Origin of the sequence: Streptomyces sp. NPDC093600, assembly GCF_044764755.1 — a bacterium.
Lineage (GTDB): Bacteria > Actinomycetota > Actinomycetes > Streptomycetales > Streptomycetaceae > Streptomyces.
In genome coordinates this window covers 290,837-308,132 of the sequence record NZ_JBIWIU010000003.1, presented here as the reverse complement: position 1 = coordinate 308,132, position 17,296 = coordinate 290,837, and the positions used below count along the sequence as shown (strand labels likewise).

The following is a 17,296-nucleotide window of genomic DNA, read 5'->3' as shown; positions in this document are numbered from 1 at the left end:
TTGAATGACGTTCTAGAAGTTAGAACGCCATTCAAGATGTGGGAGGGGTGCCCGCCGCGTCAAGACCTCGGGGACCTGCGGTTAGAGTCGTGACCTCGGGACCGGACGGCGGAGGCGGAGCGGTGGCAGGGTCGGCACGACGGCGTGACGGGCACATCGCCCAGGAGCGGATGCTCGAGGAGGCCATGGCGGCCATCGCCGAGGACGGTCTGGCGGCGCTCACCATGTCGGCGCTGGCCGAACGCCTGGGCACGAGCGGCGGCCACATCCTGTACTACTTCGGCAGCAAGGACCTGCTGCTGCTGGCCGCGTTGCGCTGGAGCGAGACGGCGCTCGCCGAGGAGCGCCGCTCGCTGCTGTCCCGCCGGCTGACGGCGGAGCGCAAGCTGGACCTCTTCCTGCGGCTGTATCTCCCGCGCGGTCCGCGCGATCCGCGCTGGACGCTGTGGATCGAACTCTGGGCCCGCACCCCCGCCAACGAGTCCCTCCGCGAGGCCCAGCGCGACCTGGACCGGGGCTGGCAGGAGGACCTGGAGGCGCTGCTCACCAAAGGCGTCGCGCAGGGGCGTTTCGCTCCGATGGACGCCGCGGAGGTGACGGAGCGCGCTTCCGAACTCCTGGCGCTCCTCGACGGGTTGAGCACCCGGGTCGTCCTCGGCCAGGAGCAGGGGCGGGATCCCCGCCCGGCCCTGGAGGCGGCGAGAGCGGCTGCCGAACGGCTGATCCCGCGAGCCCGCTGAGGTCGTCGACCTTCCAGGCGCGTCGCGCGTTCACCCCGCCGTGGGGTTCTCCCACTCCGACGGCTCCACGGGAGTCATGGGCCAGTCCGGCGTGCCGGGCCGGTGGCGGGACAGCTCGGCGTTCCAGAGGATCTGTTCGGCGTGGAGCACGGGCCGTGACAGCCGGGCGATCGAGGGGTAGGAGGCGCCGATGACCTGGGCGAGGGCGAGGGTGGCCTCGGCGTCGGAGGCGGCTTCCCCGGGGTGGGGGTGCGGGACGCCGTACCACGCGGTGACCGCGTCCAGGGAACGGCGGCCGGGGCGGTAGCGGTCGGCGTGACGGTCCAGGACGAGAGGGTCGCAGACGGGGGCGACGCCCGCCGGAAGCCGCTCGGCCAGCGGGCGAACCCCGTGGCGCAGGAGTTCGGCGTGGAGCGTGGTCAGGACGTGGGGCGCGAACCAGACGACCAGCAGCTCCCCCGACGCGAGGTGTCCGGCGAGCAGGTCCGCCACCTCGCCGAGCGCGCGCGCCGCCGGAACGCCCTCCCTTCGCGCCCGGTCAATCGTGATGCCGTGGCTCTTGCCGGGCGCCAGGGAGAGCGGATCGGATCCTGGATCCAATGTCCAGTCCGATGACAGGCCGTCACTCGTCCGTACGGAGGCGGCGAGGATACGGTCGACGGCCGCCCGGTTGCCGGTGGTCGCGATGTCCAGGGCCATGAGCCGGCGGCGGTGCCAGCCGGGGTGGTCCAGCCGGGCCGGGGGCGTCGGCTCCCGTACGTGTTCGGGGTGGTAGACCTCCCAGCCGCCGGTCCGGCCGTGCCGGAGCACCCCCGAACCGGCGGGGACGACGGCGCCGCACACCGCGCACGGCCCGTCGTAGTCGTTGACGAAGCCCCCCGGCCGCGCACCCGCACCCGACCCGGCATTCGCCCCCGACCCCGGGCTCATGACGTTCCGGCGCCGTCGCGATACGCCTCAAGCAGCCTCAACCACGCCTCGCTCAGCGTCGGATAGGCCGGAACGGCGTGCCAGAGGCGGGCGATCGGGACCTCTCCCGCCACGGCGACGGTCGCCGAGTGGAGCAGCTCCCCGATGCCGGGCCCGACGAGGGTGACACCGAGGACGATCTCGCGTTCGAGATCGACGACCATACGGGCGTGGCCGCGGTAGCCGTCCGCGTACAGACCGGCGCCCGCGACGCCGGAGAGGTCGAGGTCGACGGCGCGCACCCGGTGTCCGGCGCGCCGGGCCTCCGCCAGGGAGAGGCCGACCGACGCGGCCTCGGGGTCGGTGAAGACGACCTGCGGCACCGCCGCGTGGTCGGCGGTGGCCGCGTGCGCGCCCCAGGAGTCTTCCTCGGGCAGGGAGTCGCCCGCGGCGCGGGCGGCGATCGCGGCGCCCGCGATCCGCGCCTGGTACTTGCCCTGATGCGTCATCAGAGCGCGGCGGTTGACGTCCCCGACGGCGTAGAGCCAGTCGTGGCCGGTGACCCGGAGGCTGTCGTCCACCGAGAGCCAGGAGCCGGGCTCCAGGCCGACCGTCTCCAGACCGATGTCCTCGGTGCGGGGGGCGCGGCCGGTCGCGAAGAGGACCTCGTCGCCCACCACTTGGTCGCCGCCCTCCAGGACCACCGTGACCGGGCCGGTGCTTCCGTCCCGTACGACGGCGGAGACGGAGACGCCGGTACGGACGTCGGCCCCGCGCGCGGTGAGGGCTTCGGCGACGTGCTCGCCGACGAACGGCTCCATCCGGGTCAGCAGGCCGTCGCCGCGGACCAGCACCGTGACGTGCGAGCCGAGCGCCTGCCAGGCGGTGGCCATCTCCGCGGCGACCACTCCCCCGCCGACGACGACGAGCCGGTCCGGGACGCGGTGGGCGCTGGTGGCCTCGCGGCTGGTCCAGGGCCTGGAGCCGGTCAGGCCCGGCAGCTCGGGCAGGACGGCGCGACTGCCGGTGCACACGGCGACGGCGTGCCGGGCGGCGAGGAGGTGGCGCTCGCCCTCGGGTGCCTCGACGGCGATCCTCCGGGTTCCGGCCAGCCGGCCGTGGCCGCGGAAGAGCCGTGCGCCGGTGGAGTCGAGCCAGGTGACGGCGTTGTCGTCCTTCCAGTGGGAGACGTAGTAGTCGCGGTGGGCGAGCACGGCGGCGGCGTCCAGCGGCCCTTGGACCGACTGCCGGAGCCCGGGCACCTTGCGCGCGTCGGAGCGGGCGATGGCCGGGCGCAGCAGCGCCTTGCTGGGCATGCAGGCCCAGTACGAGCACTCCCCGCCGACCAGTTCGCTCTCCACCACCGCCACGCTCAGTCCGGCCGCCCTGGCCCGGTCCACCACGTTCTCGCCGACCGGTCCCGCGCCCAGGACCACCACGTCGTACTCATGCTCCACCGCTCGTGTCATGGGCCCCAGTCTGGCCGCAGGTGTGCCCGGAGGCCACAGGGGAAGGCGCGGCCGGTGCGGTCCTGGAATAGCCGGGGGCGACGCGCCGTTGTGCGGGGCGAGTCCCCAGGGGACCGTGAGGACACCGTCAGGAGCCCCGGAGAGGTAGGAAGCATGAGCACCGTAGAGCTCACCAAGGAAAACTTCGACCAGATCGTGAGCGACAACGACTTCGTTCTGATCGACTTCTGGGCTTCCTGGTGCGGTCCGTGCCGCCAGTTCGCGCCGGTGTTCGAGGCCGCGTCGGAGCGTCACGAGGATCTGGTCTTCGCGAAGGTGGACACCGAGGCGCAGCAGGAGCTGGCCGCCGCGTTCGAGATCCGCTCGATCCCCACGCTGATGATCGTCCGTGACAACGTGGCCGTGTTCGCCCAGCCCGGCGCGCTGCCGGAGGCCGCGCTGGAGGACGTGATCGGTCAGGCGCGCAAGCTCGACATGGCCGAGGTGCGCAAGTCCATCGAGGACGCCAAGCAGTAGGTCTCGCACGGGAAGGGCGGTACGGGGAGAACCCGTACCGCCCTTCGCGCTGCCGGTGCTCGGTGATCGGCGTCAGCGCTCCGTACTCGTTGTCGGCGCTCCGTGCTCAGCGCCGCAACACTCGCTCCTCAGCGCTCCAGGACCAGCGCCAGGCCCTGGCCGACGCCGATGCAGAGCGCGGCGAGGCCCGTGCCCGAGCCGGCCGCCGCGAGCTGGTGGGCCACCGAGCCGGCGAGCCGGGCGCCCGAGGCGCCCAGCGGGTGCCCGATGGCGATGGCGCCGCCGCGCGGATTGACGATCTCGGGGTCGAGTTCCGGCCACTCGGCGAGGCAGCCGAGGGACTGGGCGGCGAAGGCCTCGTTCAGCTCGAAGGTCGTCAGGTCCGCGAAGGAACGGTCCGCCTTGCCGAGCGCCCGCCGGACGGCCTCGACCGGGCCGAGACCGAAGAGCTGCGGTTCGATTCCCGTGACGGCCGAGGCCCGGATACGGGCGAGCGGCTCGCTTCCGGTCTCCCGCAGGCCCTCCTCGTCCACGAGGAGCAGGGCCGCCGCGCCGTCGTTGAGCGGCGAGGCGTTGCCCGCGGTGACCGTGCCGCCGTCGGCACGGAAGGACGGCTTCAGCCGGGCCAGGGCCTCCAGCGAGGTGTTGTCGCGGACGCACTCGTCACGGGCGAGGTCCACGCCGTCGTAGGGCACCACCTCGGCGTCGTAGAGCCCCTTCGCCCACGCCTCGGCCGCCTTCCGGTGGCTGGCCAGCGCGAAGGCGTCCTGCTGTTCGCGGGTGATGCCGTGCTTGTCGGCGACGAGCTCGGCGCCCTCGCCGAGCGAGACGGTCCAGTCGGCGGGCATCCTCGGGTTGGTCATGCGCCAGCCCAGGGTCGTGGAGTGCAGCTGCTGGTGTCCGGCCGGGAAGGCGCGCTCGGGCTTCTGCAGGACCCAGGGGGCGCGGGACATCGACTCGACGCCACCCGCCACGACGACGGAGGCGTCACCGAGCGCGATGGCGCGGGCGGCCTGGATCACGGCCTCCAGGCCGGAGCCGCAGAGGCGGTTGACGGTGACGCCGGGCACGGAGGTGGGCAGGCCGGCGAGCAGGACGGCCATCCGGGCCACGTCGCGGTTGTCCTCGCCGGCGCCGTTCGCGTCGCCGAAGTACACGTCGTCGATCCGGGCGGGGTCGAGATCGGGCACGCGGCCGATCAGCTCCTTGACGACATGGGCGGCGAGGTCGTCGGGGCGGACGGAGGAGAGGGCGCCCCCGAACTTGCCGATCGGCGTGCGGACGGCGTCGACGATGTAGACGTCGCGGATGCTCATCGGTTCTCTCCCACGGGGACTGCGACAGGAAGCGTTCGCCAGGTGAACGTTCCTTCGGGATCACGCGCGCCGAGTCTCTGCCGGACGGCGGCTCCTGTCAACGGTCCGGAGGGGCGATATGTGGTCCATACAGATGTCGATCCGCCGGAGGGCCGGTGGGCGACGGCGCGGGGCGCTCTCAGGGGCCCGCGTCGTGGCGGACCAGCGCCGTCAGGCCGTAGTCCAGCTCACGTCCGTCGACCAGCAGGGCCTCGACCGTACGGGTCTCCGGATCGATGTCGGCGGCCATGCCGTGGCCCTCGTAGCGCGGGTAGCCCGAGGAGCCCTGGCGGCCGGTGGCCTCGACCACCGCCGAACGTACCGCGCTGTCCTCCACGGACGCGCCACCGCGGTCCTCGACGTGCTCGGGGACCAGGAGGATCTCGAAACGCTTCGGAACTTTCCTCATACTTCCGACGCTAAGCGCTCGCCCCGGTCCGCGCCGGACATGTATCCCGGGCCTCAGCTCGACTCGCGCGGCACCACCCGCGAGGCCATCAGATCCCGCGTCGACGGGACGGCCTCCGGGTCACGGACCGCGCGGTCGACCAGCTCGGCCAGCTCCTCGCCGAGCACCATGTCGATCCGCACCGTGCTCAGCCGGGGCCGCAGCAACCGCCCGAGGAGCAGGTCGTCCGAGCCGACGATCGCGGTCTCGTCCGGGACCGAGACGCCCGCGTCCTGCAGCGCCCGCATCAGCAGCATCGCGTACTCGTCGTTGTACGCGAAGACCCCGTCGAGGCCCGACTCCCGCCACCGTGCGGCCAGTTCGGTGGCGGACTCCTCCTCGTACCGCAGCGGCAGAGGTACGACGGTGGCGTCCGTGTCCTCCACCGCCTGCCGGGCGCCCTCCAGCCGCGGCCCGGAGAACAGCTCCAGGCCCGGCTCCTCGGGGACGACCACGCCGATCCGCCGCCTGCCCCGCTCGACGAGATGCGCGACCGCGACACGGCCCACCCGCGCCTGGTCCATGACCAGCGCGTGCGTGCCCTCGATCCGCTGCGGGCCGACGGTGATCACCGCCTTCGCGCCGGAGCGCTTGAGGATCTTCACGCCCCTCGGGGTGAGCTGGACCTCACCGAGGGAGACCACGGCGACGGGGCGGAGCTCGGCCCAGGCCCGGGCGGCCTCGTCGCCCTCCAGGCCGAGGCTGCCGTACTGCACCACGGTGTAGTCGAGGCGGCGCAGCGCCCACTGGAGCTCGTCGAAGAACCGGCTGTACAGCGGGCCGACCGGCACGTGCGCGCTGGGAAGCAGCACCATCCGGCTGTGGCCGGCGCGCAGGCTGCGGGCCGCGGCGTGCGGCACATAGCCCAGCTCCTCGGCCGCCTCGCGCACCCGGCGGCGGGTCGGCTCGCTGATCCGTACGGCCGCGGTGTTGTTCAGCACGTACGAGACGGTGGCTCGGGACACGCCCGCGAGCCGCGCGACATCGGCGCTCGTCGGCACGGGACGTTCGGCGGACTGTCTGGGTGACTGGCTCATCGCTCCGGCATCTTTCCAGACCGGTCCCGACCGGGGTCTGGCGGATGGCCGGATTCGAGTGCTACACAGTGCTCACACGCGGCGCTTACACGTGTCATCACAGCCTCACCGGGCGGCCGCGTGTCGTCAGCTCACGTGTCGCCCCGCCATCGCTTCCTGCTGCTCTCACGTGTCACCTTCCATCACTTCCGCTCCTCGCCCGGCGTCGGGCGAGCTCCCTTTCAGGAGGGCAACGTGGCCCTTTCCTCCCCCGGCACCGACACCACCGGCTCCGGGTCCTCCCCGGCTCCCCGGCCGAACCGCGGGCTGCTGCCGCTGCTGCTCGCCGGCAACACGGCGATGTACGCCCTGTACGTCGGCGTCCCCGGCATGCTTCTGGCGCTCCAGATCGAGGCCATCGACCCCGCGGAGAAGGTGGCCAACTTCGGCCTGGTCTCCGGTGTCTCCGCCATCTTCGCCACGGTCTTCAACCCCGTGGCCGGTGCTCTCTCGGACCGTTCCGGGCGGCGCAACCCCTGGATCCTGGCGGGCGGACTGCTCGCCGTACCCGTGATGTTCCTGCTCGGCGGCGTCGACACCATCCTGCTGGTGATGATCGCCTGGTGTCTGGGTCAGGCGGTGATGAACGTCTACCAGGCCGCGCTCACCTCCGTCGTCCCCGACCGGGTGCCGCCTTCCGCGCGCGGCAGGGCCTCCGCCGCCGTCGGTCTCGGCCTGCCGATCGGCTCCACGATCGGTGCCCTGGTCGGGGCCGCCTTCTCGGAGGACTACCGCACCGGCTATCTGGTCTTCGGGGTGATCGTCGCGGCCACGGCGGTGCTCTTCACCCTCTGCGCCCGCGAGCGGAGGATGCCCGCCAAGGCGCCGATGCCCGTCAGGGCACAGCTCGCCGCCTTCGGCAGCGCTCTGAAGGAGCACGACTTCCGCTGGGCGTTCATCGGCCGCGCGCTGCTGGTGCTCGGTTACTTCGCGGTCGCCGGTTTCCAGCTGTACATCCTCAAGGACCACACCGAGCTGCCGGCCGGGCTGTCCGCCGAGGAGGCGGTGGCGATCCTGATGCCGGTCAACGGCGTCGCGATGGTGGTCTCCACCGTCCTCGGCGGCTGGCTCTCGGACCGCTACGACCGCCGCAAGCTCTTCGTCGGAGCCTCCGCCGCGCTCGCCGCGGTCGCCCTGGTGATCCCCGCCGTCTCGACGAGCTGGACCGCGATGCTCGCCTTCTCGGTCGTCAACGGCCTGGGCTTCGGCTGCTACATGGCGGTCGACACGGCGCTGGTCACCTTGGTCCTGCCCAAGGCCGAGGACGCCGCCCGCGACATGGGCGTGCTCAACATCGCCAACGCGGGCCCGCAGATCGTCGCCCCGTTCGTCGCCTCGCTGATCGTCTCGGCGAGTGGCGGATACACGGCCCTCTTCCTGGCCGCCGCCGTACTGTCGGTGCTCGGGGCGCTGGCCGTGCGCCCGATCCGTAGCGTGCGCTGAGCACCCCGTCCCGAAAGGCGTCACCGTGCGGTTGCACACCACCACCTGGGGATCAGGCGACCGGATCGCCCTGCTGATCCACGGCATCATGTCCGACCACCGCACCTGGCGCAGGGTCGGGCCGGCGCTCGCCGCGCGCGGCTACCGGGTCGTCGCCGTGGACCTGCGCGGTCACGGCGCCAGCCGCCGCGCCACCGGCCCGGAGGGGTACACCCCGGAGGACTACGCCGATGATGTGGTCGAAACCCTGCCCGTCGGCGCAGAGTTGGCGATCGGGCACTCGCTCGGCGGGCTGACGCTGGCCCTGGCCGTGGAGCGGCTCGCACCGCGCCGCGCGGTCTACTCCGACCCCGCCTGGCATCTGCCGGCCGGGCCCGGCGGCTACCGCCCCGAGCTGTTCACGCAGAGCAAGTTCCTCACCCGAGAGCACCTGCGGGAGTTCAATCCCCGCTGGGAGGAGGAGGATCTCGACATAGAGATCGAGACGATACGGCTCTGGGACGAGCGGACGGCCCACGGCCTGGTGGGCTTCGCCGGCCGGGACGCGTGGCCCGTCGAGCCGGTCGTCCCCTCGCTGGTCACGCTCGCCGATCCGAGCATGCTGGTCTCGCCCGAGAGCGAGCAGATGCTCAAGGAGCGCGGTTTCGAGCTCCGCACGGTCGTCGGCGCGGGCCACACCATCCACCGGGACGACCTCGACGGCTTCATGACCGCCCTGGACGGCTGGATCTGAGGTACCGGCGCGCGCGTACGGGTCCGGCGAGTGGACCACACCGTGGCCGGGGCCCACGCGGCTCCGGGCCCCGGCCACCGTGTGCGGAAGGTCAGTTGTGGCCGAACTTCCGCTCCTTCTTGTGGGCGACCTGCCGCTGCAGCGTGCGGGGGGTCTCGCTGGTCGCCGACGTGCCGGTCTGTTCCTTCGTCGTCGCCGCCACGGCTCGGTGTTCGTGGCCGCCCGTACGGGCTCCGTGGTTCACCCGGGTCTGTTTCTTGCCCACGATCGTGCCTCCTGTGACTCCTGGAGCGGACTCCGGACGTCTGGGCCGTTCCCAGATTCGCACGAGGGTGCGAGCGGCGCATGTCAGGGCGTGGGGGCACGCCCGGCCAGCACCGGCCAGAGGTCGGGGTCCTCGAAGTTCAGCGCCCACAGGGCGGTGTTCACGACGCCGTGGCGGCGCAGGACGGGCAGGTGTCCGGCGACGCCCTTGGCGTCCTGGTACCACACCTCACGGGTGAGGTCGCCGTCCCGGTAGGTGAAGTACGGGGTGCCGGAGACGGGGTCGAGCCGGTAGGGGGCGCCGTGGGCGCGGCGCAGCGCCTCGGCCTCCTTCCACGTGACGTGCGCGGTCTTCCCGGCGTCCGCCTTTCCTGCCCCGTCCGCCTTCCCGCTGCCCGCCGTGGCCCAGTCCCAGCCGTAGGCGGGCAGGGCGAGCTCGATCCGCTCGGGCGGTACGAGGGAGGTGGCGGTGCGCAGCAGCTCGTCGTACCAGGCGGTGCTCGCGATCGGTCCGGGGGCGCCACCCGCCCAGTGCAGGTTGTACGCCATGATGCGCACCCGGTCGGCCGCCTTGCCGAGGGCGGCGTAGTCCCAGACCCGGCCGGTGGTCGCGGTCCTGGGGTTCACCGTGACCACGCACTGTCTGGCGAGGGCGTGCAGTCGGGCGCACACGTCCTCGACCAGGGCGGTGTACCCGTCGCGTACGGCCGGGTAGGCGGAGTCGCCGGTGGTGGCGATGGACTCGTAGTCGAGGTCGAGGCCGTCGTAGTCGCGGGACACGGCGACGGCGGCCAGGGCCTTCGCGTGGGTGGCACGCCGGGCGGGGTCGGTGAGGATTCCCGCGAGGACGCCGGAGGGCAGGGTCTCCATGACGGTGGGGACGACCTTGATGCCGGCCCGGTGGAGGCCGTCGATGACGAGCCGCTCCCCTGCGCCGGGGTGCGGGGCGATCCGGTCGTCGGCCTTCGTCTCGTACCAGAAGGGGCTGACGGTGTGCAGTTGGTCGGCGTGGCGCAGCGCGGCGAGGTAGGCGGCCTCCTGGTCCCAGTAGGGGAGCCAGGCGGAGACGGTGCGCGGGGGGTCGTCCTGGGCCGCCCCGGCGGCCGGGGGCGCGGCGATGAGCAGGGCGGTCAGCGCGGCCAGGAGGGCGAGGGTGCGGGTGCGGGTGCGGGACGGTGTCGCGAGGGCCATGGACCGAGCCTCGGCGGACGGGGCGCGCGGCGCCCCGTGGGTTGGGCCATCCAGGCTCCGGGGAGGCCCGGTCACACTCCGGTGCGCCGGGGAGGCGCGGGCCTTCGGTCCGCGAGCGCGCGTCTTCGGTACACCGGGGAGGCGCGAGTGAGGCAGGCGCCGGGGTCCGCCGGTCGGGCTCCCGTGAGGACCCGCTGGAACGCGGCGAGCGTCGTCCTGCCCGCCGTACGGTCCAGGATCGCGAAGACGATCTCGTCGAAGTGACCGGCGAAACGGCCCTCGCCCGTCAGGAGCCTCCTGAACGCGCCCGCGACCTCGGCCGGGTCGTTCTGGAAGACCCCGCATCCCCAGGCGCCCAGGACGAGCCGGCGGTAGCCGCCGGCGACGGCCGTCTCCAGGACCCGCTCGGCGCGGGAGGCCAGGGCGGCCGGGACGCGGGGTGCGAGGTGGGGTGTCTGCCGGCGGATCACGCCCGCGTTCGGGGCGGGCGAGGTGAGGAAGCCGACCGTGAACGGCTCGTCCAGGAGGGCGCCCCGGTCATCGCGGAAGACGGGGACGGTGGGCGAGAGGATGACCCGGTCGCTGTAGAAGACGTCCGTCCCCCAGGAGTTCGCCTCGGAGGTGCCCCCGGCCCTGTGATGGGCGTAGTACTCGGGGGCGCGCAGCAGCGTGGTGTAGAGGGCGGAGGACCGGCAGAGGGCCTCCTCCTGGGCCTGGGCGCCGTTGAGATAGCCGCCGCCCGGGTTGCGGGCCGAGGCGAAGTTCAGGACGGCCACCGGGCCGTCGTGGGCGCGGGTCATGCGGCGGGCGGCGGCGAGACTGCTCTCGTCGGTGACCTCGATGAGGGTGTCGCGGTCGGTGTCCGGGGTGACGGGCACGGGCTCGGGGCCGTACAGCCGTGTCGCCCGTACCGCCGCCGTCAGTTCCGTCTCGATCGACACCTTCCGCCCGCCGGGGGCGCGGTAGTGGCCCGCCTCGACGATCTCCTCGGTCTGCTTCGCGATCCCCCGCAACCGTGCGCTCATGACCGAAAGCTTGATCGACTCCATCCCTTCCGACAAGGGGTTTTCCCACGCGGGGGCGGAAGGGCGGTCTTGCACGCCCGTCGAGGGTGGCTTTAGGTGGAGTCAGCGCCTTCCACGACAGGAGGATCCGGCATGGGGTCGAGCGGGATACCGCCGGGCGGTCCGCCCTTGACCGAGGACGAAGCGGAGGATCTGCTGCGATGCATCTGCTTCAAGACGGGACCGCCCCGCACGATCGGGGTGGAGGTGGAGTGGCTCCTCCACGAACTGCGTGACCCTCGGCTCCCCGTCCCGTCGCGGCGGCTGGCTTCCGCCCTCGACACCGTACGAACCCTGCCACTGGCCTCGGCACTGACCTTCGAACCCGGCGGACAGCTGGAACTCAGCTCGCCGCCCGCCGCCTCCCTCATGGAGTGTGTCGGCACCCTCTCGACCGATCTCCGCGCGGTACGTGACGCGCTCGCCCCCCTAGGACTCTCGCTCAGCGGGTACGGGGTCGACCCCTGGCACGCTCCCCGCGACCGGCTGCTGCGCGAGCCCCGCTACGACGCGATGGAGCTCGTCCTCGACCGCACCGGCCCGGCCGGCCGCGCCATGATGTGCGAGTCGGCGTCGGTGCAGGTCTGCCTGGACGCCGGGCTCGAGGAACCGGGCCCGCTCGGCTATCACCGCCGCTGGCGGCTGGCGCATCTCCTCGGCGCGGTCCTGGTGGCCGCGTTCGCCAACTCGCCCCTCCACGGCGGCCGTCTCACCGGATGGCGATCGACCCGGCAGGCCCTGTGGACCGATCTCGACCCGGCCCGCGCGCTCGCGCCGCCCGCCGTGGACGGTGAGCCGCGCGCCGCGTGGGCGGCGCACGTGCTCGACACCCCGGTGCTGTGTGTACGGGCCGACGAAGGGACGTGGGCCGTCCCGGAAGGCCTGACCTTCCGGGAGTGGCTGCGTACGGGACGGCCACGCCCGGTCGACGAGGAGGATCTGCGCTACCACCTGACCACCCTCTTCCCTCCCGTACGGCCGCGCGGCCATCTGGAACTGCGGATGATCGACGCGCAGCCCGGCGTCGACGGCTGGATCGTGCCGGTGGCCGTGACCGCCGCGCTCTTCGACGACCCGGAGGCCGCCGAGACGGTGTACCGGGCCGTCAAACCGCTCGCCGAGTACGCGGGTTCGGCGGCCGCTCCGCGCAACCCGCTCTGGCTGGCGGCGGCCCGTGACGGGCTGGCCGATCCCGATCTGCACGCCGCCGCCCTGGTGGCGTTCCCGGCCGCGCTGGAGGCGCTCCCCCGGCTGGGGGCGAGCGAGTCCGTCCAGCGGGCGGTGGCCCTTTTCCACGAGCGGTACGTGATCCCTGGCGGCTGCCCGGCCGACGAACTCCGGAAGGTGACGTCATGACCGTGACCGACGATCCGACGACGCTGCGGCGGCGGGCGCTGGAGGCTCTCACGACGGCACGGAAGCGCACCGCGCTCCTCACCTCGTGCGTCGAGGACGACGAACTCACCGCACAGCACTCCCCGTTGATGTCGCCTCTGGTGTGGGACCTGGCGCACATCGGGAACCAGGAGGAGCAGTGGCTGTGGCGGGCGGTCGCGGGCCGTGACGCGCTGCGGCCCGAGATCGACTCGCTCTACGACGCCTTCGAGCATCCCCGCGCCAGCAGGCCGTCCCTGCCGCTGCTGCCGCCCGCCGAGGCGCGCGCCTATGCCTCGGACGTACGCGGCCGGGTCCTGGACGTCCTGGAGCGCACGCCACTGGAGGGCCGCCCGCTGGTGGAGGCCGCCTTCGCCTTCGGGATGATCGCCCAGCACGAACAGCAGCACGACGAGACCATGCTGATCACCCATCAGCTGCGCAAGGGACCGGCGGCGCTGACGGCTCCCCCGCCGCCGACGGCGGGCGGTGGGCCGCTGCCCGCCGAAGTCCTCGTCCCGGGCGGTCCGTTCACGATGGGCACCTCCGACGAGCCGTGGGCGCTGGACAACGAACGCCCCGCCCATACCCGGGTGGTCCCGGCGTTCTTCATCGACACCGCTCCGGTCACCAACGGCGCCTATATGGCGTTCGTCGCGGACGGCGGCTACACCGACGAACGCTGGTGGCGGCCCGAGGGCTGGGCACAGATCCGGCGGCACGGCATCGGGGCGCCGCTGTTCTGGCGCCGGGCGGGCGGGCAGTGGCTGCGTCGCCGGTTCGGGGTGACGGAGCCGGTCCCCGAGGACGAGCCCGTGGTGCATGTGAGCTGGTACGAGGCGGACGCCTACGCCCGCTGGGCCGGACGCAGGCTCCCCACGGAGCCGGAGTGGGAGAAGGCGGCCCGCCACGATCCGGCGACCAGGCGCTCCCGGCGCTACCCCTGGGGTGACGCCGACCCGGCGCCGGTGCACGCGAACCTCGGCCAGCGGCACCTGCGGCCGGCTCCGGCGGGCAGCTACCCGGACGGCGCCTCGCCGCTCGGGGTGCGGCAGTTGATCGGGGACGTGTGGGAGTGGACGTCCAGCGACTTCCTGCCGTATCCGGGCTTCCGGGCCTTTCCGTACAAGGAGTACTCCGAGGTCTTCTTCGGCCCCGAGCACAAGGTGTTGCGCGGCGGGTCGTTCGCCGTCGACGCGGTCGCCTGCCGGGGCACGTTCCGCAACTGGGACCTGCCGGTGCGGCGCCAGATCTTCTCCGGATTCCGTACCGCACGGGACGCGGAGTTTTCCTGATGTGCCGTCATGTCGCCTACCTCGGCGAGCCGGTCCCCCTCGGGGAGCTGGTGCTCCGGCCGGAGCACTCCCTGTGCCGGCAGGCGTGGGCGCCGCGTACGCAGGTCAGTGGCGTGGTGAACGCGGACGGGTTCGGGGTGGGCTGGTACGCGGAGGGGGACCCGGTCCCGGCGCGCTACCGCCGGGCGGTGCCGGTCTGGGCCGACACGTCCTTGGCCGATCTCGCCCGGGTGGTGCGCAGCGGCGCCCTGCTGGCGGCCGTGCGGGGGGCCACCCTGCCCGGTGCCGACGGGGAGGCCGCGGCGGCACCGTTCGGCGCGGGGCCGTGGCTGTTCAGCCACAACGGCGCCGTCGAAGGCTGGCCGGAGTCGATGGTCGGCCCGGCCGCGGCGCTGTCGGCCGGGGAACTGCTCGGGCTGGAGGCGCGGACGGACTCGGCCCTGCTGTGGGGCCTTGTGCTGCACCGGCTGCGGGCCGGGGACGCGCCGGGGCGGGCGCTCGCCGACACCGTGCGGGAGGCCGCAGGGGCGGCCCCCGGCTCCCGGCTGAACCTGCTCGTCACCGACGGGTCCCGGATCACCGCAACGACCTGGGGGAACACGCTCTTCTATCTGACGGGCCCCGACCGGAGCGGCGCGCCGCGCACGGTCGTGGCGTCCGAGCCCTACGACGACGATCCGCTCTGGCGCGAGGTTCCGGACCGCACGCTGCTCTCCGCCACCCGCACCGACGTCACCCTGTCCCCGCTCAAGGAGCCCTCCGCGTGAGCCCGTTCCAGCTGACCCGCACCCTTCCCGAGGACGCCACCGACGCCGCCCTGCGCGCCGACGTGCTGCACGGATTGACCCGTACCCCCAAGGAGCTGCCGCCGAAGTGGTTCTACGACACGCGGGGCAGTGAGCTGTTCGAGGAGATCACCCGGCTGCCCGAGTACTACCCGACCCGCGCCGAACGGGAGATCCTGGCCGCCCGGGCACCTGACATAGCGGCGGCCACCGGCGCCCGGACGCTGGTGGAGCTGGGCTCCGGTTCGTCGGAGAAGACCCGGTTCCTGATCGAGGCGCTGCTGCCCGGCCTGGACAGCTATGTGCCGGTGGACGTGAGCGAGTCGGCGCTGACCGGGGCGGCCGAGGCGCTGCTCGCGGAGCGGCCCGGGCTCCACCTCCACGCGCTGGTCGCCGACTTCACACGGGGTCTCGCGCTGCCGGGCACGCCCGGGCCGCGCCTGATCGCCTTTCTCGGCGGCACGATCGGCAATCTCCTGCCGGCCGAGCGGAGGGTGTTCCTGCGTTCGGTGCGGGCGATGATGACGCCGGGCGACGCCCTGCTGCTCGGCACGGACCTGGTGAAGGACGAGGCGACGCTGGTCGCCGCGTACGACGACGCGGCCGGGGTGACGGCCGCTTTCAACAAGAACGTGCTGTCCGTGATCGCCCGTGAGCTGGACGCCGACGTGCGGCCGGAGGACTTCGACCATGTGGCGCTCTGGAACCGGGAGCGGGAGTGGATCGAGATGCGGCTGCGGGCCCGCCACGCGCTCACGGTGAAGGTGCGCGAGCTGGATCTGGTGGTGCCGTTCGAGCGGGGTGAGGAGGTACGGACGGAGGTGTCGGCGAAGTTCCGTCAGGCGGGCGTGCGTGCGGAGCTGACGGCGGCCGGACTGGAGCCGGCCCACTGGTGGACGGATACGGAGGGGCGGTTCGCGCTGTCGCTGGCGACGGCGCGCTGAGCCGCGCGGGCGAGGGCGCGCCGGTCCGTATATCGGATGCTGGATATCGGATCCAATATCCGGAGTTCGGCGACGAGCCCCCGGGCCGCCGCTATCCGCCAGAGAGAGGCGGCCAGCGGATCGTCGCCCACGAAGGCGGCGGGCCCGGCGGGCCGGTAGTCGAGCCGTACCGGCTGCACGGCGGCCCCCGCGTCCAGCGCGGCCTGGAAGGGGGCCGGGCGGAAGGTGCCGGCGGCCCGCCCGCACCAGGTGGAGCCCTCAGGGAAGACGATCACCCGCCCGCCGCCGGTGAGCGCCCGGGCCATCTCCTGGACGGTGCCGGGCAGGGCCCGCAGCCGGTCGCGTTCGATGAAGAGGGTGCCGCCCCGGGCCGCCAGCGGCCCGAGCACCGGCCACGCCCGGATCTCCCGCTTGGCGACCATGCGGCCGGGCAGGACGGCGGCGAGGAGCGGGACGTCGAGCCAGGAGATGTGGTTGGCGACGACGAGGAGGGGGCCGCCGGTGGGGGCGGGAGCGCCGGTGACCCTGATCCGTACGCCGAAGGCCCGTACCACCGCCCGGCACCACCACCGCACCCACCACAGCCGGACGTGCGCCGGCAGCAGCGCCGTCAGCGGGGCCAGCAGCACTCCGGCGAGGACGACGGCGAGCCCGGCGGTCAGCCGCGCGACGGCTCGGGCGGGCCGCACGGTGGCGCACCCGGGACCGTGGTGCGCGCCGCACCGTCCGGGGGTGCAGGGCGCGGCCGGCAGCCAGGGGGGCGGGGCCGCGTTCACCGCGCCGGTGCGAGGGAGAGGAAGTGGCGCAGATAGCGGGGGTTGGTGTTGCGCAGCGAGAGCAGGACGTAGAGGTCGGCGACGCCGAAGTCCGGGTCGTGGGCGGGCGCTCCGCAGACCCAGGCGCCGAGCCGGAGGTAGCCGCGCAGCAGCGGCGGGAGTTCGGTGCGGCCCGCGGGGCGGGCGACGCCGTCGGGGGTCCAGAGCCGGTGCGGGGTGACCCAGTACTCCTCCGGGGCGAGGTGCTTGGCCTTGACGGTGCCCCAGGTGGCCGCGGCCAGTCCGCCGCCGTCGGCGAGCGGTATCGAGCAGCAGCCGGCCAGCCAGTTGTGGCCGGTGCGGGTCATGTAGCGGGCGAGTCCGGCCCAGATGAGGGCGATGACGGCGCCGTTGCGGTGGGCCGGGTGGACGCAGGAGCGGCCGACCTCGACGAGGTCGTGGCGGACGGGCGCGAGCCGGGCGAGGTCGAACTCGCTCTCGGAGTAGAGGCGTCCGGCGATCCGGGCGCGGTCCGGCGGCAGGACCCGGTACGTTCCGACGACCTCGCCGGTGGACTCCTCGCGTACCAGCAGGTGGTCGCAGTACGCGTCGAAGGCGTCGATGTCCAGGCCGGGTTCCGGCCCGTCGAGGCGTGCGCCCATCTCCCCGGCGAAGACCTGGTGGCGCAGCCGCTGGGCGGCGCGGACGTCCTCCTGGTCGCGGGCGAGGCCGACGACATAGCGGGGCTGCGGGTCCCCGGCCGGGCGGGCGGGCGCCCCGGCCTCGGCGGGGACACCGCCGGCGGCGAGGCCCGGCAGGGCCGGCACGCCGGGCGGGGCCGTGACGCCGGCCTGGGTCGGGATGCCGGCCGGGACCGGGACGGCGGGTGCGACGGCGGGTGCGACGGCGACTGCGGGCGACGGTGCGGGCATGTC

Annotated in this window: 18 protein-coding genes; 8 read left to right on the top strand and 10 right to left on the bottom strand. The window is 73.5% G+C overall.

Annotation, left to right across the window (positions count from 1 at the left end; genetic code table 11):
- Positions 1-122: 122 nt before the first annotated feature.
- Positions 123-740, top strand: coding sequence for a TetR/AcrR family transcriptional regulator (locus tag ACIRB4_RS11340; protein WP_403289988.1), 618 nt, complete (start codon positions 123-125; stop codon positions 738-740).
- A gap of 30 nt (positions 741-770) precedes the next feature.
- On the opposite strand, the gene ACIRB4_RS11335 is transcribed toward ACIRB4_RS11340, so the two are convergent.
- Both ACIRB4_RS11335 and ACIRB4_RS11330 read right to left on the bottom strand, forming a co-directional pair.
- Positions 771-1,670, bottom strand: coding sequence for a 3'-5' exonuclease (locus ACIRB4_RS11335; RefSeq protein ID WP_403289987.1), 900 nt, complete (start codon positions 1,668-1,670; stop codon positions 771-773).
- Complete coding sequence (locus ACIRB4_RS11330; protein ID WP_403289986.1) at positions 1,667-3,118, bottom strand: dihydrolipoyl dehydrogenase family protein; 1,452 nt, start codon at positions 3,116-3,118, stop codon at positions 1,667-1,669. Before ACIRB4_RS11330 ends, ACIRB4_RS11335 begins: the two co-directional genes overlap by 4 nt.
- A 153-nt stretch (positions 3,119-3,271) precedes the next feature.
- Here ACIRB4_RS11330 and trxA point away from each other — a divergent pair, with 153 nt between their 5' ends.
- Positions 3,272-3,634, top strand: a complete 363-nt coding sequence (trxA, locus tag ACIRB4_RS11325) for a thioredoxin (protein WP_356896301.1) — start codon at positions 3,272-3,274, stop codon at positions 3,632-3,634.
- A gap of 128 nt (positions 3,635-3,762) precedes the next feature.
- Here the strand turns inward: trxA and ACIRB4_RS11320 are convergent, their stop codons facing one another.
- The 3 genes from ACIRB4_RS11320 to ACIRB4_RS11310 all read right to left on the bottom strand — a co-directional run bounded on the left by ACIRB4_RS11320 (position 3,763) and on the right by ACIRB4_RS11310 (position 6,474).
- On the bottom strand, positions 3,763-4,950 hold the full coding sequence (locus ACIRB4_RS11320) for a thiolase family protein (protein ID WP_403289985.1): 1,188 nt from the start codon (positions 4,948-4,950) through the stop codon (positions 3,763-3,765).
- 178 nt (positions 4,951-5,128) lie between these two features.
- Positions 5,129-5,398, bottom strand: coding sequence for a hypothetical protein (locus ACIRB4_RS11315; protein ID WP_403289984.1), 270 nt, complete (start codon positions 5,396-5,398; stop codon positions 5,129-5,131).
- A 53-nt stretch (positions 5,399-5,451) separates the two neighbouring features.
- Positions 5,452-6,474: a LacI family DNA-binding transcriptional regulator gene (locus tag ACIRB4_RS11310; RefSeq protein WP_403289983.1), complete on the bottom strand. Its 1,023-nt coding sequence runs from the start codon at positions 6,472-6,474 to the stop codon at positions 5,452-5,454.
- Positions 6,475-6,708: 234 nt separating this feature from the next.
- Between ACIRB4_RS11310 and ACIRB4_RS11305 the strand changes: the two genes are divergently transcribed.
- Both ACIRB4_RS11305 and ACIRB4_RS11300 read left to right on the top strand, forming a co-directional pair.
- A complete protein-coding gene (locus ACIRB4_RS11305) occupies positions 6,709-7,956 on the top strand; it encodes an MFS transporter (RefSeq protein WP_403289982.1) in 1,248 nt (415 codons plus the stop codon).
- Between the two features lie 25 nt (positions 7,957-7,981).
- Complete coding sequence (locus ACIRB4_RS11300) at positions 7,982-8,689, top strand: alpha/beta fold hydrolase (protein WP_403289981.1); 708 nt, start codon at positions 7,982-7,984, stop codon at positions 8,687-8,689.
- Between the two features lie 91 nt (positions 8,690-8,780).
- Here the strand turns inward: ACIRB4_RS11300 and ACIRB4_RS11295 are convergent, their stop codons facing one another.
- The 3 genes from ACIRB4_RS11295 to ACIRB4_RS11285 all read right to left on the bottom strand — a co-directional run bounded on the left by ACIRB4_RS11295 (position 8,781) and on the right by ACIRB4_RS11285 (position 11,169).
- A complete protein-coding gene (locus ACIRB4_RS11295; RefSeq protein ID WP_403289979.1) occupies positions 8,781-8,954 on the bottom strand; it encodes a hypothetical protein in 174 nt (57 codons plus the stop codon).
- An 83-nt stretch (positions 8,955-9,037) separates the two neighbouring features.
- Positions 9,038-10,144: a glycosyl hydrolase family 18 protein gene (locus ACIRB4_RS11290; RefSeq protein WP_403289978.1), complete on the bottom strand. Its 1,107-nt coding sequence runs from the start codon at positions 10,142-10,144 to the stop codon at positions 9,038-9,040.
- 71 nt (positions 10,145-10,215) lie between these two features.
- Positions 10,216-11,169 carry a TIGR02452 family protein gene (locus ACIRB4_RS11285; protein ID WP_403289977.1) on the bottom strand — a complete coding sequence of 318 codons (954 nt, stop codon included), beginning with the start codon at positions 11,167-11,169 and terminating at the stop codon, positions 10,216-10,218.
- A gap of 132 nt (positions 11,170-11,301) precedes the next feature.
- Between ACIRB4_RS11285 and egtA the strand changes: the two genes are divergently transcribed.
- From egtA to egtD, 4 genes are read left to right on the top strand one after another with little or no spacing between them, the layout of a single operon-like run.
- The gene (gene egtA, locus ACIRB4_RS11280; RefSeq protein WP_403289976.1) at positions 11,302-12,564 is read left to right on the top strand and encodes an ergothioneine biosynthesis glutamate--cysteine ligase EgtA; all 1,263 of its coding nucleotides are present in this window, start codon (positions 11,302-11,304) and stop codon (positions 12,562-12,564) included.
- Positions 12,561-13,877: an ergothioneine biosynthesis protein EgtB gene (egtB, locus tag ACIRB4_RS11275; RefSeq protein ID WP_403289975.1), complete on the top strand. Its 1,317-nt coding sequence runs from the start codon at positions 12,561-12,563 to the stop codon at positions 13,875-13,877. Before egtA ends, egtB begins: the two co-directional genes overlap by 4 nt.
- A complete protein-coding gene (gene egtC, locus ACIRB4_RS11270; RefSeq protein ID WP_403289974.1) occupies positions 13,877-14,644 on the top strand; it encodes an ergothioneine biosynthesis protein EgtC in 768 nt (255 codons plus the stop codon). The genes egtB and egtC overlap by 1 nt, the downstream gene beginning before the upstream one ends.
- The gene (gene egtD / locus ACIRB4_RS11265) at positions 14,641-15,606 is read left to right on the top strand and encodes an L-histidine N(alpha)-methyltransferase (RefSeq protein ID WP_403289972.1); all 966 of its coding nucleotides are present in this window, start codon (positions 14,641-14,643) and stop codon (positions 15,604-15,606) included. Before egtC ends, egtD begins: the two co-directional genes overlap by 4 nt.
- Here the strand turns inward: egtD and ACIRB4_RS11260 are convergent.
- Positions 15,501-16,382, bottom strand: a complete 882-nt coding sequence (locus tag ACIRB4_RS11260) for a lysophospholipid acyltransferase family protein (protein ID WP_403289971.1) — start codon at positions 16,380-16,382, stop codon at positions 15,501-15,503. The two genes, egtD and ACIRB4_RS11260, sit on opposite strands and share 106 nt — an antisense overlap.
- Positions 16,379-17,293: a GNAT family N-acetyltransferase gene (locus tag ACIRB4_RS11255; protein ID WP_403289970.1), complete on the bottom strand. Its 915-nt coding sequence runs from the start codon at positions 17,291-17,293 to the stop codon at positions 16,379-16,381. Before ACIRB4_RS11255 ends, ACIRB4_RS11260 begins: the two co-directional genes overlap by 4 nt.
- Between the last annotated feature and the right edge of the window lie 3 nt (positions 17,294-17,296).

Bases quoted from the DNA above. Each gene is read 5' to 3' on its own strand.
- ACIRB4_RS11335 (WP_403289987.1), bottom strand. From the start codon at position 1,670: ATGAGCCCGGGGTCGGGGGCGAATGCCGGGTCGGGTGCGGGTGCGCGG.
- ACIRB4_RS11330 (WP_403289986.1), bottom strand. From the start codon at position 3,118: ATGACACGAGCGGTGGAGCATGAGTACGACGTGGTGGTCCTGGGCGCG.
- trxA (WP_356896301.1), top strand. From the start codon at position 3,272: ATGAGCACCGTAGAGCTCACCAAGGAAAACTTCGACCAGATCGTGAGC.
- ACIRB4_RS11320 (WP_403289985.1), bottom strand. From the start codon at position 4,950: ATGAGCATCCGCGACGTCTACATCGTCGACGCCGTCCGCACGCCGATC.
- ACIRB4_RS11315 (WP_403289984.1), bottom strand. From the start codon at position 5,398: ATGAGGAAAGTTCCGAAGCGTTTCGAGATCCTCCTGGTCCCCGAGCAC.
- ACIRB4_RS11310 (WP_403289983.1), bottom strand. From the start codon at position 6,474: ATGAGCCAGTCACCCAGACAGTCCGCCGAACGTCCCGTGCCGACGAGC.
- ACIRB4_RS11290 (WP_403289978.1), bottom strand. From the start codon at position 10,144: ATGGCCCTCGCGACACCGTCCCGCACCCGCACCCGCACCCTCGCCCTC.
- ACIRB4_RS11285 (WP_403289977.1), bottom strand. From the start codon at position 11,169: ATGAGCGCACGGTTGCGGGGGATCGCGAAGCAGACCGAGGAGATCGTC.
- egtA (WP_403289976.1), top strand. From the start codon at position 11,302: ATGGGGTCGAGCGGGATACCGCCGGGCGGTCCGCCCTTGACCGAGGAC.
- egtB (WP_403289975.1), top strand. From the start codon at position 12,561: ATGACCGTGACCGACGATCCGACGACGCTGCGGCGGCGGGCGCTGGAG.
- egtC (WP_403289974.1), top strand. From the start codon at position 13,877: ATGTGCCGTCATGTCGCCTACCTCGGCGAGCCGGTCCCCCTCGGGGAG.
- ACIRB4_RS11255 (WP_403289970.1), bottom strand. From the start codon at position 17,293: ATGCCCGCACCGTCGCCCGCAGTCGCCGTCGCACCCGCCGTCGCACCC.